The organism is Gordonia jacobaea (assembly GCF_001186365.1).
GTDB classification, from domain to species: domain Bacteria; phylum Actinomycetota; class Actinomycetes; order Mycobacteriales; family Mycobacteriaceae; genus Gordonia; species Gordonia jacobaea.
Window position 1 is genome coordinate 469,999 of the sequence record NZ_LDTZ01000016.1, and the last position, 12,773, is coordinate 482,771.

15 protein-coding genes are annotated in these 12,773 nt (G+C 65.0%); 9 read left to right on the forward strand and 6 right to left on the reverse strand.

Annotated elements, in window-relative coordinates:
• Positions 1-50: 50 nt before the first annotated feature.
• Complete coding sequence (locus tag ABW18_RS10875) at positions 51-1,532, forward strand: flavin-containing monooxygenase (protein WP_049699070.1); 1,482 nt, start codon at positions 51-53, stop codon at positions 1,530-1,532.
• 33 nt (positions 1,533-1,565) lie between these two features.
• Here ABW18_RS10875 and ABW18_RS10880 read toward each other — a convergent pair whose 3' ends face one another.
• Positions 1,566-2,237 carry a DUF1345 domain-containing protein gene (locus tag ABW18_RS10880; protein WP_049698957.1) on the reverse strand — a complete coding sequence of 224 codons (672 nt, stop codon included), beginning with the start codon at positions 2,235-2,237 and terminating at the stop codon, positions 1,566-1,568.
• Between the two features lie 40 nt (positions 2,238-2,277).
• On the opposite strand from ABW18_RS10880, the gene ABW18_RS10885 reads away from it, so the two are divergent.
• Complete coding sequence (locus tag ABW18_RS10885; RefSeq protein ID WP_049698958.1) at positions 2,278-3,279, forward strand: zinc-binding alcohol dehydrogenase family protein; 1,002 nt, start codon at positions 2,278-2,280, stop codon at positions 3,277-3,279.
• 15 nt (positions 3,280-3,294) lie between these two features.
• Here ABW18_RS10885 and ABW18_RS10890 read toward each other — a convergent pair whose 3' ends face one another.
• A complete protein-coding gene (locus ABW18_RS10890) occupies positions 3,295-4,062 on the reverse strand; it encodes an SOS response-associated peptidase (protein ID WP_049699071.1) in 768 nt (255 codons plus the stop codon).
• 84 nt (positions 4,063-4,146) lie between these two features.
• Positions 4,147-4,638, reverse strand: coding sequence for a Cys-tRNA(Pro) deacylase (gene ybaK, locus ABW18_RS10895; RefSeq protein ID WP_049698959.1), 492 nt, complete (start codon positions 4,636-4,638; stop codon positions 4,147-4,149).
• Positions 4,639-5,007: 369 nt separating this feature from the next.
• On the opposite strand from ybaK, the gene ABW18_RS10900 reads away from it, so the two are divergent.
• From ABW18_RS10900 to ABW18_RS10915, 5 genes are all read left to right on the forward strand, one after another.
• Positions 5,008-5,763 carry a sigma-70 family RNA polymerase sigma factor gene (locus ABW18_RS10900; RefSeq protein WP_231894367.1) on the forward strand — a complete coding sequence of 252 codons (756 nt, stop codon included), beginning with the start codon at positions 5,008-5,010 and terminating at the stop codon, positions 5,761-5,763.
• The gene (gene rsrA, locus ABW18_RS10905; RefSeq protein WP_049698961.1) at positions 5,760-6,083 is read left to right on the forward strand and encodes a mycothiol system anti-sigma-R factor; all 324 of its coding nucleotides are present in this window, start codon (positions 5,760-5,762) and stop codon (positions 6,081-6,083) included. Before ABW18_RS10900 ends, rsrA begins: the two co-directional genes overlap by 4 nt.
• 105 nt (positions 6,084-6,188) lie before the next feature.
• Positions 6,189-6,263, forward strand: coding sequence for a 50S ribosomal protein bL37 (locus ABW18_RS23475; protein ID WP_109239415.1), 75 nt, complete (start codon positions 6,189-6,191; stop codon positions 6,261-6,263).
• Between the two features lie 147 nt (positions 6,264-6,410).
• Positions 6,411-6,626, forward strand: coding sequence for a biotin/lipoyl-binding carrier protein (locus ABW18_RS10910; protein WP_049698962.1), 216 nt, complete (start codon positions 6,411-6,413; stop codon positions 6,624-6,626).
• A gap of 16 nt (positions 6,627-6,642) precedes the next feature.
• Positions 6,643-8,193 carry a sensor histidine kinase gene (locus ABW18_RS10915; RefSeq protein ID WP_049698963.1) on the forward strand — a complete coding sequence of 517 codons (1,551 nt, stop codon included), beginning with the start codon at positions 6,643-6,645 and terminating at the stop codon, positions 8,191-8,193.
• Between the two features lie 91 nt (positions 8,194-8,284).
• On the opposite strand, the gene ABW18_RS10920 is transcribed toward ABW18_RS10915, so the two are convergent.
• A complete protein-coding gene (locus ABW18_RS10920; protein WP_005170735.1) occupies positions 8,285-8,539 on the reverse strand; it encodes a WhiB family transcriptional regulator in 255 nt (84 codons plus the stop codon).
• Positions 8,540-9,005: 466 nt separating this feature from the next.
• Positions 9,006-9,929, reverse strand: a complete 924-nt coding sequence (locus tag ABW18_RS10925; protein WP_049699072.1) for a diacylglycerol/lipid kinase family protein — start codon at positions 9,927-9,929, stop codon at positions 9,006-9,008.
• An 85-nt stretch (positions 9,930-10,014) separates the two neighbouring features.
• Between ABW18_RS10925 and ABW18_RS10930 the strand changes: the two genes are divergently transcribed.
• On the forward strand, positions 10,015-10,497 hold the full coding sequence (locus tag ABW18_RS10930; protein ID WP_053117445.1) for a hypothetical protein: 483 nt from the start codon (positions 10,015-10,017) through the stop codon (positions 10,495-10,497).
• A 139-nt stretch (positions 10,498-10,636) separates the two neighbouring features.
• Complete coding sequence (locus ABW18_RS10935; RefSeq protein ID WP_049698965.1) at positions 10,637-11,428, forward strand: ParA family protein; 792 nt, start codon at positions 10,637-10,639, stop codon at positions 11,426-11,428.
• Positions 11,429-11,449: 21 nt separating this feature from the next.
• On the opposite strand, the gene ABW18_RS10940 is transcribed toward ABW18_RS10935, so the two are convergent.
• Complete coding sequence (locus tag ABW18_RS10940) at positions 11,450-12,751, reverse strand: Rv3212 family protein (protein ID WP_049698966.1); 1,302 nt, start codon at positions 12,749-12,751, stop codon at positions 11,450-11,452.
• Positions 12,752-12,773 lie beyond the last annotated feature (22 nt).

A 12,773-nucleotide genomic window follows, 5' to 3' on the forward strand; every position in this document is an offset into this window, starting at 1 on the left:
TTACTGTGTTTGTAGGTCACAGATACTTCGGGGAGTGAGGTCGGATCGTGGTGCAGCCAGATCATGAGGTCGTCATCGTCGGCGCGGGTTTCGGCGGAATGGGCGGCGCCATCGAACTCAAGCGGCAGGGCGTCGAATCGATTGCGATTCTCGAACGCGAAGACGACCTCGGTGGCACGTGGCACGTCAATCACTATCCGGGCCTCGCAGTCGATATCGCGTCGGTGACGTACTCGTATTCGTTCGAGCCGAATCCGTTCTGGTCGCGGCTGTTCGCTCCGGGCGCGGAGCTCAAACGCTATGCCGAGCACATTGCCGACAAGTACGACCTCAAGCGGCACATGGAGTTCGGCACGAGCGTCGAGAAGGCTGAGTGGGATGAGCAGTCGCGGCTGTGGACCGTGTACACCGCAGATGGTTCGAGTCGCACCTGTCGCTACTACGTGACCGCCACGGGATTCCTGTCGCAACCGCACGTCCCCGATTTTCCCGGGCTCGACTCGTTCGAAGGGAAGGTGCTGCACACCGCCGACTGGGAGGACGGATTCGACTTCACCGGGCGTCGGGTCGCAATCATCGGCACCGGCGCGACGGCCGTGGAATTGATTCCCGAAGCCGCACGCGACGCGGCGCATCTGACGGTCTTTCAACGCACACCGATCTGGGTGGTGCCCAAGGTCGATTTCCCCATTCCCGCTGCGCTGCAGAATCTGTTCGCCACGGTGCCGCTCACACAACGCACTGCTCGTCTGGTGAACACCTCGCTGCTCGAGATGCTGATGGTCTTCGGCGTTTTGCACTTCAAGCAATTCAAACCGGGCAACAAGGCAGCGGCACTGCTGGCCCGGGCGCATCTGCGCGCCCAGGTTCCCGACCGCGCGACCAGGCGAGCGCTGACACCCGACTATGACTTCGGGTGTAAGCGACCGACATTCTCCAACAAGTACTTTCGGGCTTACGCGCGGCCGAACGTCACGCTGGAGACCGGAGGCATCGGACACTTCGAACCCGACGCGATCGTGAGTGCCGACGGAACGCGACACGAGATCGACACGCTCGTACTCGCCACCGGATTCGACCTGTGGGACACCAACTTTCCCGCGATGACCGTGATCGGTCGAGAGGGTCGCAACCTCGGAAAGTGGTGGCGCGACAACCGTTTCCAGGCGTTCGAGGGCATCACCGTTCCGCGTTTCCCGAACTTCCTGTCGCTCAACAGTCCGTACTCTTACAGCGGGCTCTCGTACTTCACGACGATCGAGGCGCAGATGAAGCACATCGCGCGCCTGTTCGGCGAGATGCGTCGACGCAAGTCCGAGGTCTTCGAGGTGACCGACGCCGCCAACGACGCGTTCCTCGACGAGGTCACCGAGCATCTGCAGTCGTCGGTGTTCTATCGCGGAAACTGTGCGACGTCGCGCAGCTACTACTTCGACCCACACGGCGAGGCGACGCTCCTGCGTCCTAATTCGACGCTGACCACACTGCGCGAGATGGACTGCTACCCGTTGGAGTCCTACTCCTATCGTTGAGTTGCAGTCTGGGAGAGAGGGTTTGGTTCCTCGTTACGATCCGACGTTCGCTGTGAGGTTGATCAGCAGCGCGACGATCACGGTGCCGAAGAAGTAGCTCAGCAGGGCGTGGAAGACCAGTGTCCGACGAAGCCGCGATGAGCCGACGTCGGTGTCGGAGATCGCATAGCTCATCCCGACTGTGATCGCGACGTACACGAAGTCGCTGTAGCGCGGTGACTCCGACTGATGGAAGTCGATCAGCGGCCCGTCACCCTTCTGGGTATTTTCACTGACCCCGTCGCCGCCGAAGTACATGCGTGCGTAGTGGGTTGCGTACATCGTGTGGATGGCGGCCCACGATGCCACCACCGATAGCAGTGCGATGAAGAGGAGTACCGCGTCTTTCCTTGTCAGTACCTCGACGATCCCGATGAGGCTCACGAAAGCTGCCAGTAGCACGATGACGAACGCGCCGAAGCGCGTGGGCTCCTCGCGGCTGGCGTGCGCCTCGGTTGCCTCGTTGTCCATCGGCCACAGCGCCAACCATGTCCACAGCACGAACAGACCTGCGCCGATAGCCCAGCCCGCCAGCGGTGCGGCGGTGGGGCGTTCCGACCAGATCCCAGCCGCGACCGCCCCGCCCACCACAATGCTCACGAGGAGACGAACCAGCACCGGGGCGTCGCCACGATGCAGGCGCCACTTCTCGGGGAGAGAGTTCATGGAGCAAGTACACACCGCGCGGCCGGAATAGGGTGGAGACATGCGTGCGTGGTCAGTCACCCGACCAGGACCGGTCGACGAACATCCGCTCGAGCTGGTGGACAAACCAGTCCCGACGCCGGGTGCGGGCGAACTCTTGGTCAGGGTTCGTGCGTGCGGTGTCTGCCGTACCGATCTCCACGTGAGCGAAGGCGACCTTCCGGTGCACCGGCCAGGCGTCACGCCAGGACATGAGGTGGTCGGTGAAGTCGTCGAGGCCGGCGAGGGGGCGCTGGGCTTCGAGCGGGGCGCTCGGGTCGGGGTTGCATGGCTCCACCACACCGACGGCACGTGTACCTACTGTAAGCGGGGGAGCGAAAACCTCTGTCCCGCTTCGCTATACACCGGGTGGGACGTCGACGGCGGCTATGCCGAATACACAACTGTCCCCGCCGACTTTGCCTATCACCTGCCGGACAACGTCGACGACGTCACCCTCGCGCCCCTGCTGTGTGCGGGGATCATCGGGTATCGCGCACTCAAGCGTGCCTCGCTGCCGGAGGGTGGTCGTCTCGGCTTGTACGGCTTCGGCGGCAGCGCACACCTGTGCGCACAGCTCGCGATCGCGCAGGGCGCCGAGGTTCATGTCATGACCCGTGGTGCACAAGCACAAGCGCTGGCCAGGTCGTTGGGAGCGGCCTCGGTCAACGGTGCCTACGACGCCCCGCCGGTCCCTCTCGACGCTGCGATCACCTTCGCACCCGTCGGCGACCTGGTCCCGGTCGCGATGCGCGCACTCGACCGGGGAGGGGTGCTGTCGATCGCCGGCATACACCTGTCCGACATTCCCGCACTGAACTACGAGCGAGAGCTGTTCTACGAGAAGGAGATCCGCTCGGTCACCGCCAACACCCGCGACGACGGACGCGAATTCCTCGAGCTCGCCGCCCGCTACGGTGTCGCAGCGACGACACACACCTACCCGCTGTCGAAGGCCGACCAGGCGCTGTCCGACCTCAAGGCTGGCCGATTCGACGGCGCCGCCGTACTCGTTCCCGACTGATGAGTGCCACCAGCGTCAGACCGGTGCCAGCAGCTCCGGTCCGTTGTTGGCCACGCGGTTGACCAGTGGCGAGACCTCGCGGATCGCGATCGCGTCGGCGATTGCCTCGCTCGGCGGGGCGAAGAGCTCCGACGGCGCGGGGTGGTCGGGATCGAGCCAGGCATCCCAACTGTCGTAGGGCATGATGCGCGGCATGCGGTCGTGTACCTCGCGCAGGTCGCCGACGGCGTCGGTGGTCAGGATGGTGCAGCTCAACAGGGGTGGCGCGTCGGGATTCGAACGGTCGTGCCAGGCCGACCACAACCCCGCCATGAACAGGCGTGTCCCGTCTTCTGGCGACATGAAGAACGGGATCTTCGTCGGCTTGCCCTTGCTGTTCTCGGGGCCGGGCTTCCACTCGTACCACCCGTCCATCGGCACGAGGCAGCGCTTGGACTTCACCGAGCTGCGAAACGAACTCTTCTCCGCGGCGGTCTCGGCACGTGCATTGAACAGCAACGGCCCCTTGCCGACCTCTTTGGCCCATGTCGGTACGAGTCCCCACCGCATCGCCCGCACGCGCAGCCGCGGATCGTCGTGCGGGTCGTCGTGGGAATGACGTTCGACGACGGTCAGGATCGTCGACGTCGGGGCAACGTTGTAGTTGGTGCCAAGCGTGCGCGGCTCCCGATCGTCGCTCGGCTGATCGTCTGCGGGGGGCGGCGACGCGGGCACCTCGTTGACCGCGTCGATCTCGGCCGCGAGCTTGGCTGGGTCGGTCGTCACCGCGAAACGTCCACACATGCAGTCCATGCTGTCACGAGGGGCTGACACGGGGGCTGACACGAGGAGCCGACAGAGACGCCTGCAGACACAGAGGGGGAACGCTCAGGCCGCGATGTCGGCGGTGACGGCCGACGTCGCGGCGATCAGATCGGTGGGCGACAGTTCCACCTCGAGGCCGCGTTTGCCCGCGCTGCACAGGACGCGGTCCCATTCGAGTGCAGAAGCGTCGATGACCGTCGGCAGTGCAGTTCGCTGGCCGAGCGGCGACACACCGCCGAGAACGTAACCGGTGGATCGGGTGACGGCTTTTGCCTCGGCCATCACCGCCTTCGACGCTCCGAGTGCCGCCGCGACGGCCTTCAGCGACAGCTTGCGAGGCACCGGGATGACGGCGACGGCCAGGCCGCCGGGACCTCCGGTCAATGCCACGACGAGGGTCTTGAAGATCTGCTCGGGTGCAACCCCGAGTGTTGTCGAGAGCGCATCCACCGCCTCCGCTCCGTACGCCTGCGACTTCCGATCGTGGGTGTAGCTGTGTACCTCGTGCGGCACATCGGCCCTGCTGAGCGCCGCGAGCGCGGGTGTCGCCGCCATCGGAACCTCCAGATGTGTCAGCGGTGCCGCGGACGCGGACGCCGGAACAAATCGGACATGTGCGGAACAATTGTCGGCGCAGCCCTGTTGACCAACAATGTCAGGGCGCTCGCAACCCCTGTTCAGCGGGCGATCACCACATATCGACACCGCGACAAAAACACCGCGACATCAACAGATTGAGCGTATTCAACAGATCGAGGAGGTGGATTGCCGATGGGAGCGACGTTGCTCGAACGACCGGGGCAACCACGACCTGGTGAGCTGCGAGAAGGACCCGGGTCGGTAAGCTTGATCGACATCACCGGTGCGCCCGCGCGACCCCTCACCGGGTCCGGCGGCATCGGAGTCATCAGCGAAGGGAATTACGTGGCTTCTCCCGAGTCCCCCGACTCTGCCGGCGGTGCTGACAGGACAAGCGACACCGCCTCACAAGCGTCGAAAACTAAAGCGCCGGAAACCGAAGCGTCGACAACTGATGATTCGACCTCGGCAGCGGGTTCGGCGGCACCTCGTCGCGCCGATCCTTCGGAGACCGATGCCGATCTGACAGAACGGTTCGAGCGTGACGCGCTCCCGTTGCTCGATCAGATGTACGGCGCGGCGCTGCGCATGACGCGCAATCCCGCCGACGCAGAGGATCTGGTCCAGGAGACGTACGTCAAGGCATTCTCGGCATTCGCCTCGTTCCGCGAGGGAACCAACCTCAAGGCCTGGCTGTATCGCATCCTGACCAACACCTACATCAACGGGTACCGCAAGAAGCAGCGTCAGCCCGCCCAGTACCCGACCGACGAGATCACCGACTGGCAGCTCGCGGCCAATGCCGAGCACACGTCGACCGGTCTGCGCTCTGCCGAGATCGAGGCGCTCGACGCACTGCCCGACGACGAGATCAAGGCTGCGCTGCAGGCGCTTCCGGAGGACTTCCGGATGGCCGTCTACTACGCCGACGTCGAGGGTCTCCCATACAAGGAAATCGCCGAGATCATGGACACGCCCATCGGAACGGTCATGTCACGTCTACATCGTGGCCGACGTCAACTTCGTGAACTGCTGACAGACGTCGCACGTGACCGAGGCTTCATCCGTGAGCCCGCATCCGAGAGTGGGGTGGCACGATGAGCGACTCGACTCCCGACGTCGCGCCGGTACCGCCCGCCGACGATCCCGAATTCACCTCACTCGATTGCTCCGCGGTGATTGCCGACGTCTGGCTGGTGCTGGACAACGAGTGCGATTCCGCAGCTCGCGCCCGGCTGCAGCAACACCTCGACGAGTGCCCGTCGTGCCTGGCGCACTACGGCATCGAGAGTCAGCTCAAGGCGCTGATCAACCGCAAGTGCGGGGGAGATCGTGCACCCGATAGCCTGCGTGACCGGCTGCGCATCGAGATCCGCAAGACCGTCGTCGTGCGTGAAACGCGGTATTCCTCGGGAGAGTGATCCCGCTTTCGTCGAAGCGACCCAGGTCTGACCGGTACCGATTCCAGGATTCGGGGTGCGACGTGGGACAATCACTGAGCACATCGGAGACGAAGGAGGCCCGTCATGGGTAAGCGCGGACGCAAGAAGCGCGCACGCAAGAAGAGCGCAGCCAACCACGGCAAGCGCCCCAACGCCTGAGCTGCGTGCCAAAGAAAACGCCCGGAGCGTGATCGACGGTCATACCGACCGCGTCCGCCCGGGCTTTTTCGTGCCGCGATCTCCTGCCGGCAGTCTGTCACCGCGGTGTGCGCCCTCCCTGTCACAGCGGTGGACTAGGTTGTTCACATGGCAGAAGACGTTGTCGCCGAGATCGTGGCGAGTGTTCTGGAAGTCCGCGCAACCCCTGGTCAGCCCATCGAGATCGGCGATACGTTGGTCCTGCTCGAGTCGATGAAGATGGAGATACCGGTACTCGCCGAGGAATCAGGAACGCTCGCAGACGTCAGGGTCAAGGTGGGCGACGTGATCCAGGCAGGCGACATCATCGCCACCTACGAGTAGCCGCACACCGTCACCGATGTCGACGCTGGCCGATCTCCTCGCCGAATACACAACACTCTCCGACCGCGCAGCGGCATACCTGCAGCGCGTCGTCGCCGAGTGGCAATTGCTCGCCGACCTTTCCTTCGCCGATTTCCTGCTCGCCGTGCGCGCCGAGAACGGCGAGGTGGTGACGGTCGCGCAGTGTCGCCCGAACACCGCGTCGACGGTGTTCCCGAGCGATCAGGTCGGCATGGTCGTCGGTGCGGACGCCAACCCGCAGGCGCTGCGGGCATTCGACGAAGGGCACATCCTCCGCGAGGAGGACCCCACCTGGATCGGTCCGGTCGCCATTCGTCGCGAGGCCGTCCCCGTCGGATTCTCGGGCGAGGTCATCGGTGTCCTCACCAGGGCTGTCGACCTCACCCATCCGCGATTGCCGTCGCCGCTCGAACTGGCATATCAGGACTCGGCCAACGACCTGTGCCAAATGGTTGCCGACGGAACGTTCGCGCGCCTCGAGGTCAACCCGCGAGGCCTTTCGACCCCACGCGCGGGCGACGGTTTCGTGCGGATCGACGAGCGCGGCGTCGTGCTCTATGCGAGTCCCAACGCGCTGTCGGCGTTCCATCGCATGGGGTGGACATCGGAGCTCTCGGGGAGACGGCTGTCAGAAGTCACGACGTCATTGCTGACCGACCCGTTCGAGTCCCACGACGCCGCGACCATGATCGACGTCGCCGCGGGCGTCGTCGCGCCGCCGGAGGGGCCGTACCCCGACATCGGGATGCGCATGGAAGCCGACGCGCGGCGGGCGACCGTGCTGCTCCGGGCGGTGCCGTTGCGTCCGCGCGGGGTGAGTTCGGGTGCCGTGGTGCTGATCCGCGACGTGACCGAGGTCAAGCGTCGAGATCTCGCGCTCATCAGCAAGGACGCCACCATCCGGGAGATTCATCACCGGGTCAAGAACAACCTGCAGTCGGTGTCTGCGCTGTTGCGTCTACAGGCACGTCGCACGTCCAACGAGGAAGCGCGATCGGCACTCGTCGAGGCGGTTCGACGAGTGGCAGCCATCGCCACCGTGCACGAGTTGCTCTCGGGCAGCGTCGACGAAGAGGTCGACATGGACGAGGCCGTCTCGCGGCTGCTTCCCACGATGGTCGACGTCGCCGCCGGGGAGACGCCGGTCTCGGTGAGCCACCGTGACCGACTCGGAGTACTCCCCGCCGAGCTGGCCATGCCGCTCGTGATGGTGCTGACCGAGCTGATCCAGAACGCCGTCGAGCATGGTTTCGCGCGCCCGCGTGGAGATGACCGCGGCGATGACACAGCTCAGGTGCATGACGACGCCAGGATCGAGATCTCCGCCGACCGCGACGTGCGGCGCATGGTCGTGACGGTGCGCGACAACGGCTCCGGGCTGCCGGCCGATTTCTCCATCAACGATTCGGAGCGCTTGGGGCTTCAGATCGTGCAGACCCTCGTCGCGATTGAGCTCGGCGGCGAGCTGGAACTCGGGCCGAACCCGGAAGGTCGGGGAGCGCAGGCGCGTATCGCTGTTCCTCTGCACGCCCGCACGCCGACGTGAGGCAATAAAAAAGACCCGGCGCGTTGGCCGGGTCTTTTTGTTGGTCCCGATATCTCGGGGCCGTGGGTCGATCAGACTGCTTGTGAGTCGATCAGACGCTGCTGCGGGTCCGCGTGCGTGCCGTACGACGCTTCAGTGCTCGGCGCTCGTCCTCGCTCATGCCGCCCCACACACCGGCGTCCTGACCGGACTCGAGAGCCCAGGACAGGCATTCGGCGGTGACGGGACACCGCGCGCAGACGAGCTTCGCATCGGCGATCTGTGCGATAGCCGGACCACTGGTTCCCACCGGGAAGAACAGCTCGGGGTCCTCGTCGCGACAGATTGCCTTGTGACGCCAGTCCATTCCTTCTCCTTCAGGTGCGTGTGTTGCGCGCACCACTCGTCATTGAAATCTTGCTTCTTGTGGCTGTAACCATCAGTTCACGTAGACACACCAAATGTTTCCGTGCTGTTGCTTGTGAATACTTTCACGAATCCAGCCGAAGTCAATGGTGTTCCGCTGACACGTGTGCAATATCACTCTCCGTGGCCCTTTGCGGGAGGGGGGTGGTGCACTCGCGTCCGTGCCAATGTTCTATGCTACGCCGGTTGTTCGATTATTGCCGATATGTTTCCGCAGCTAGTGGCATAGATCGCATTCTGGCACCCCGATACGTGATCGTGGTCACTCGACTATTGGCGTCTGCCTGCGCGTAACCCGAAATTCATCTGACCGATGAGTCAGATGAGGCTGGATACGGCGTCGAGTTTGCGCTGCTCGGGGGCGATGTGCTTGCCATCGGGCGGCGCAACGAGCCCGCGGCCCTCCATTACGGAGCGACGACGCCGAGTACGGACTCGCGGTGGGCGAAGTGGATTGACGTGAACGCGCCGACGTAGTCGCCGTCCATCTGGACGTCGATCGGCTCGTCGGCGTCGAACTGCACCCACTCGACGTCGTCGTCGCGAATGAGGTGCGGCGCTTTGGGGTTGCGCTGGGTGAGTAGCCGCGTGGCGAGTCCGACGTTGCGCAGTACGCCCGTCGACGTCGCCGCGAACAGCCCCAGACGTGCGGAGAGGTCGGTGCCGGGATTGGTGCGGATCTCGTGATTGCCCAGGAACGTCCAGGGCGTGGTGTTGCTGACGAAGGCGAACCGCACACCGTCGATCGGCTCGTGGCCGTCGTATTGCACGCGAAAAGGCGGCTGGCTCGACGACCCGCGAATGAAGCAACTGACCGTCGTCCACAGGTATCGGCCGGGTGTTGCCGCTTTGCCCGCGTGGCGTTTGTCCTCCATCGCGTGCACCACCACGGCATCCATGCCCATTCCCGCGTTGAACAGGAACCAGCGAGTATCCGTGTGCCCCAATCCGATTCGATGAATCGACGAGGCGTCGACGAGGTCGATCAGTTGGCGCGTCGCGCGCAGCGGGTCGGAATCGATCCCGAGGGTGCGCGCGAAGACGTTGGCGCTGCCGCCGGGGATGATCGCGAGCGCCGGGCGGGGAAGATTCGGATCGAAATCGGTGGGCGATCCGAGGATGCCGTTGGCCACCTCGTTGACCGAGCCGTCGCCGCCGTGCACGGCGACGATGTCGTATCCCTGCTCTCGGGCGAGCGCGCCGAGTTCGCCCGCATGACCACGGTGCGTGGTGTGCTCGACGTCGACGGGGACGCGAGCGCTGATGGTGTTGACGAGCGCGTCACGACCCGCGGCAGTGGTCGCGGTCGCGAAGGGATTGACGATGAGCATGACGCGCACGACTCCCGAGGATATGGGGTCGCAGCGAACGCCGACCCTGCGCCCCCGTACTCCGTGCACCCAATACTCTGGTCGTGTGAGTAAAAAGCAGGACCCGGCCGGTCGTAGTGCGCGTAAGTCGGCACCGCGAGACGGACGGGAGAAGGCCGAGACGGCGTCGAACACGGGCGAGGTATGCCCGGTTCAGTTACGCGTGGCAGGGGCCATCACGGCGCTCGAGGGCGCGATTGCGGTCATCTTCGCTGTCGTCCTGGTGATCCGTGCGGCTGCGGGGCACCACGAGGCGGCGATCAGCGGATACGGCACAGCGGCTTGGTTCGGAATCATCTTCGGCGGGGTTCTCGTCGGCGGGATCGCGCTGCTGCTCGGTCGTCGGTGGGGTCGGGCCATCTCGTTGGTCGCCCAGATTCTGCTTCTCCCGGTTGCCTACTACCTGTTCACCAGTCATCAGGTGGGTTTCGCGATCCCGTTGGCTATCGCGGCGGTGGTGACGCTGGTGCTGTTGTTCCACCCTGCGTCGGTGCGCTGGATCTCGGGAGACCTCGACGCTTCTGAGTGAGTGAAAGTCCTCGGGACGGATGTCGGATCGAACCGGGGCTTTCGAACCGGGACGTTGATTTCGATCACACGATGGAAATTGTGTGTGACAAGCCGGTGCGCTCGAGACGTTGTGATCTGACGGGTCGTAGAGTGTTCGCATGACGCGGATGTTGGCGGTAGCGAATCAGAAGGGTGGCGTCGCCAAGACGACCACTGTCGAGTCCCTGGGCGCCGCGCTCGCCGACCTCGACGCGTCGGTGCTCGTCGTCGACCTCGATCCGCAAGGGTGCCTTACCTTTTCGTTGGGTCACGATCCCGATCAACTCCAGGCATCGGTCCACGATGTGCTGCTGGGCGACGAGGAGATCGCCGACGTTCTCCTCGACACAGCCGACAACGTCACGCTGCTTCCCGCGACGATCGACCTCGCGGGCGCCGAAGCGTTGCTGTTGATGCGGCCCGGGCGCGAGTACGCGCTCAAGCGGGCGCTCGCGGAGGTGGCCGAGGATTTCGACGTCATCCTGATCGACTGCCCGCCCTCGCTCGGGGTGCTCACGCTCAACGGGCTCACCGCGGCCGACGAGGTGATCGTGCCCCTGCAGTGCGAGACGCTCGCACATCGCGGCGTCGGACAGCTCTTGCGTACCGTCAACGAGGTCCAGCAGATCACCAACCCCAACCTGACGATGCTGGGTGCCGTCGCCACACTGTTCGACGCTCGGACCACTCACAGTCGTGACGTCCTCTCCGATGTCTCGGATCGGTACGATTTGCCCGTGATCGAGCCGCCGATCCCGCGGACGGTGCGGTTCGCGGAGGCGTCGGCGTCGGGCGCGTCGGTCATGCGGGGTCGAAAGAACAAGGGCGCCACGGCATATCGCGAGCTCGCCGAGAACCTCTGGAAGCACTGGGAGGCCGGCGAGGACGTGCGGACCTTCGATCCGAGCTGAGCTTTCGATTCGAGTCGAGCGTCAGCTCGCGTCGGTGGCAACCAGCGCGCGAACCGTCGTGCCTGTTTGTTCGACGACGTTGCTGCCGAGGACCCGCAGGCTCGTGGTGGCGGTCGCTCCATCGCGAGGGAACGCGATGGAGCCTGTTTCACGGCCGTTGGCAGGGTCGCGAACGCTGATGCCGCTCCGTGTCGGGAGCAGGAGCGCACCGGCCATCGTCTCGCCGGGCCCCAGCGTCTGCGGGACCTGATAGGTGGGTCGCATGGTCTGGCCGTCGAGTACGACGGTTGCTGCGCCGGTGAAGTAGGTGACGAGTCCATCGCTGGTCAGCGCGACGCTGTCCGCGGGCGGTGATACCGGCCCCTGCACGGTGCTCACCGGTCCTTCGACGCCATCGGAGTCGAAGACGCGAATCGTGGCCTCGCCGGGACGCACCGCGACCTGACCGGGGGTCTGAGTTCGGTTGGCTCCGCCGTCGTACACGGCGATCCCCGAACTACTCATGGCAACCAACACCGGTGGTGGACCGGAGGCGGTGTCGGTGATCACCGACGATCCGTACTGCTTGACCTTCTCGTCGCTGTCGAGCACCGCACCGAGCACAGTGAGCCGGTAACCGGGGTCGTTCTTGCAGCGTTCGATGACTGCGACACGGTCGCCGCTGATGGTGCCGGAGTAAAACCTGCAGTCGACCCGGCCGGGTTGCGTCCCCGGCTTGACCGGTGCGGTGACACGGCCGTATTCGATGCCGCGCACCAGATTCGATCCCCACGTCTCCAGCCGGTGGCTGCCGAGCGCGAGTACGTATCCCGAGTCGGTGACGAGTTTCAGATCGTCGTCGGCGTCGGAGGTGCGTGCGCCCTTGCGCTGACCCGTCGATGAGGCCAGGGCTGTCACCTCCGAGCACCCACGCGAGTTGCGGTACACGCCCAGCACTTCGTCGGTGCTCGCCGGCCACGCCGCGGCGGTGGAACACAGCGGGAGGTCTCGGGCGTATCGCCACAGTTCACGGCCCGTCGTCGGGTCATGTCCGACGACGGTGCCGGTTCCGTCACCCCCGTTGTCGGCGGTGATCACGACAGAGCGAGAGACTGCGGGAACACGCGTAGCGTCCGACGACGCTGTCCACGCGACACGCAATCCCTGCGGGACCGCCGTCGCGCGCGCGACGTCGGGTGCGGGCGCCGATGCCTGCGCGCTATCGGTATGGCGGACGGGACTGACCGACCACACGATGATGCCGACCACGACGACGATCACGACGATGACAGCAGAAACCGCCAGGTCGACGCGGGTGCGTCGTTCGGGGGCGATGCGTGTCACGGGCGCCCCGGGCGCGGTTGGA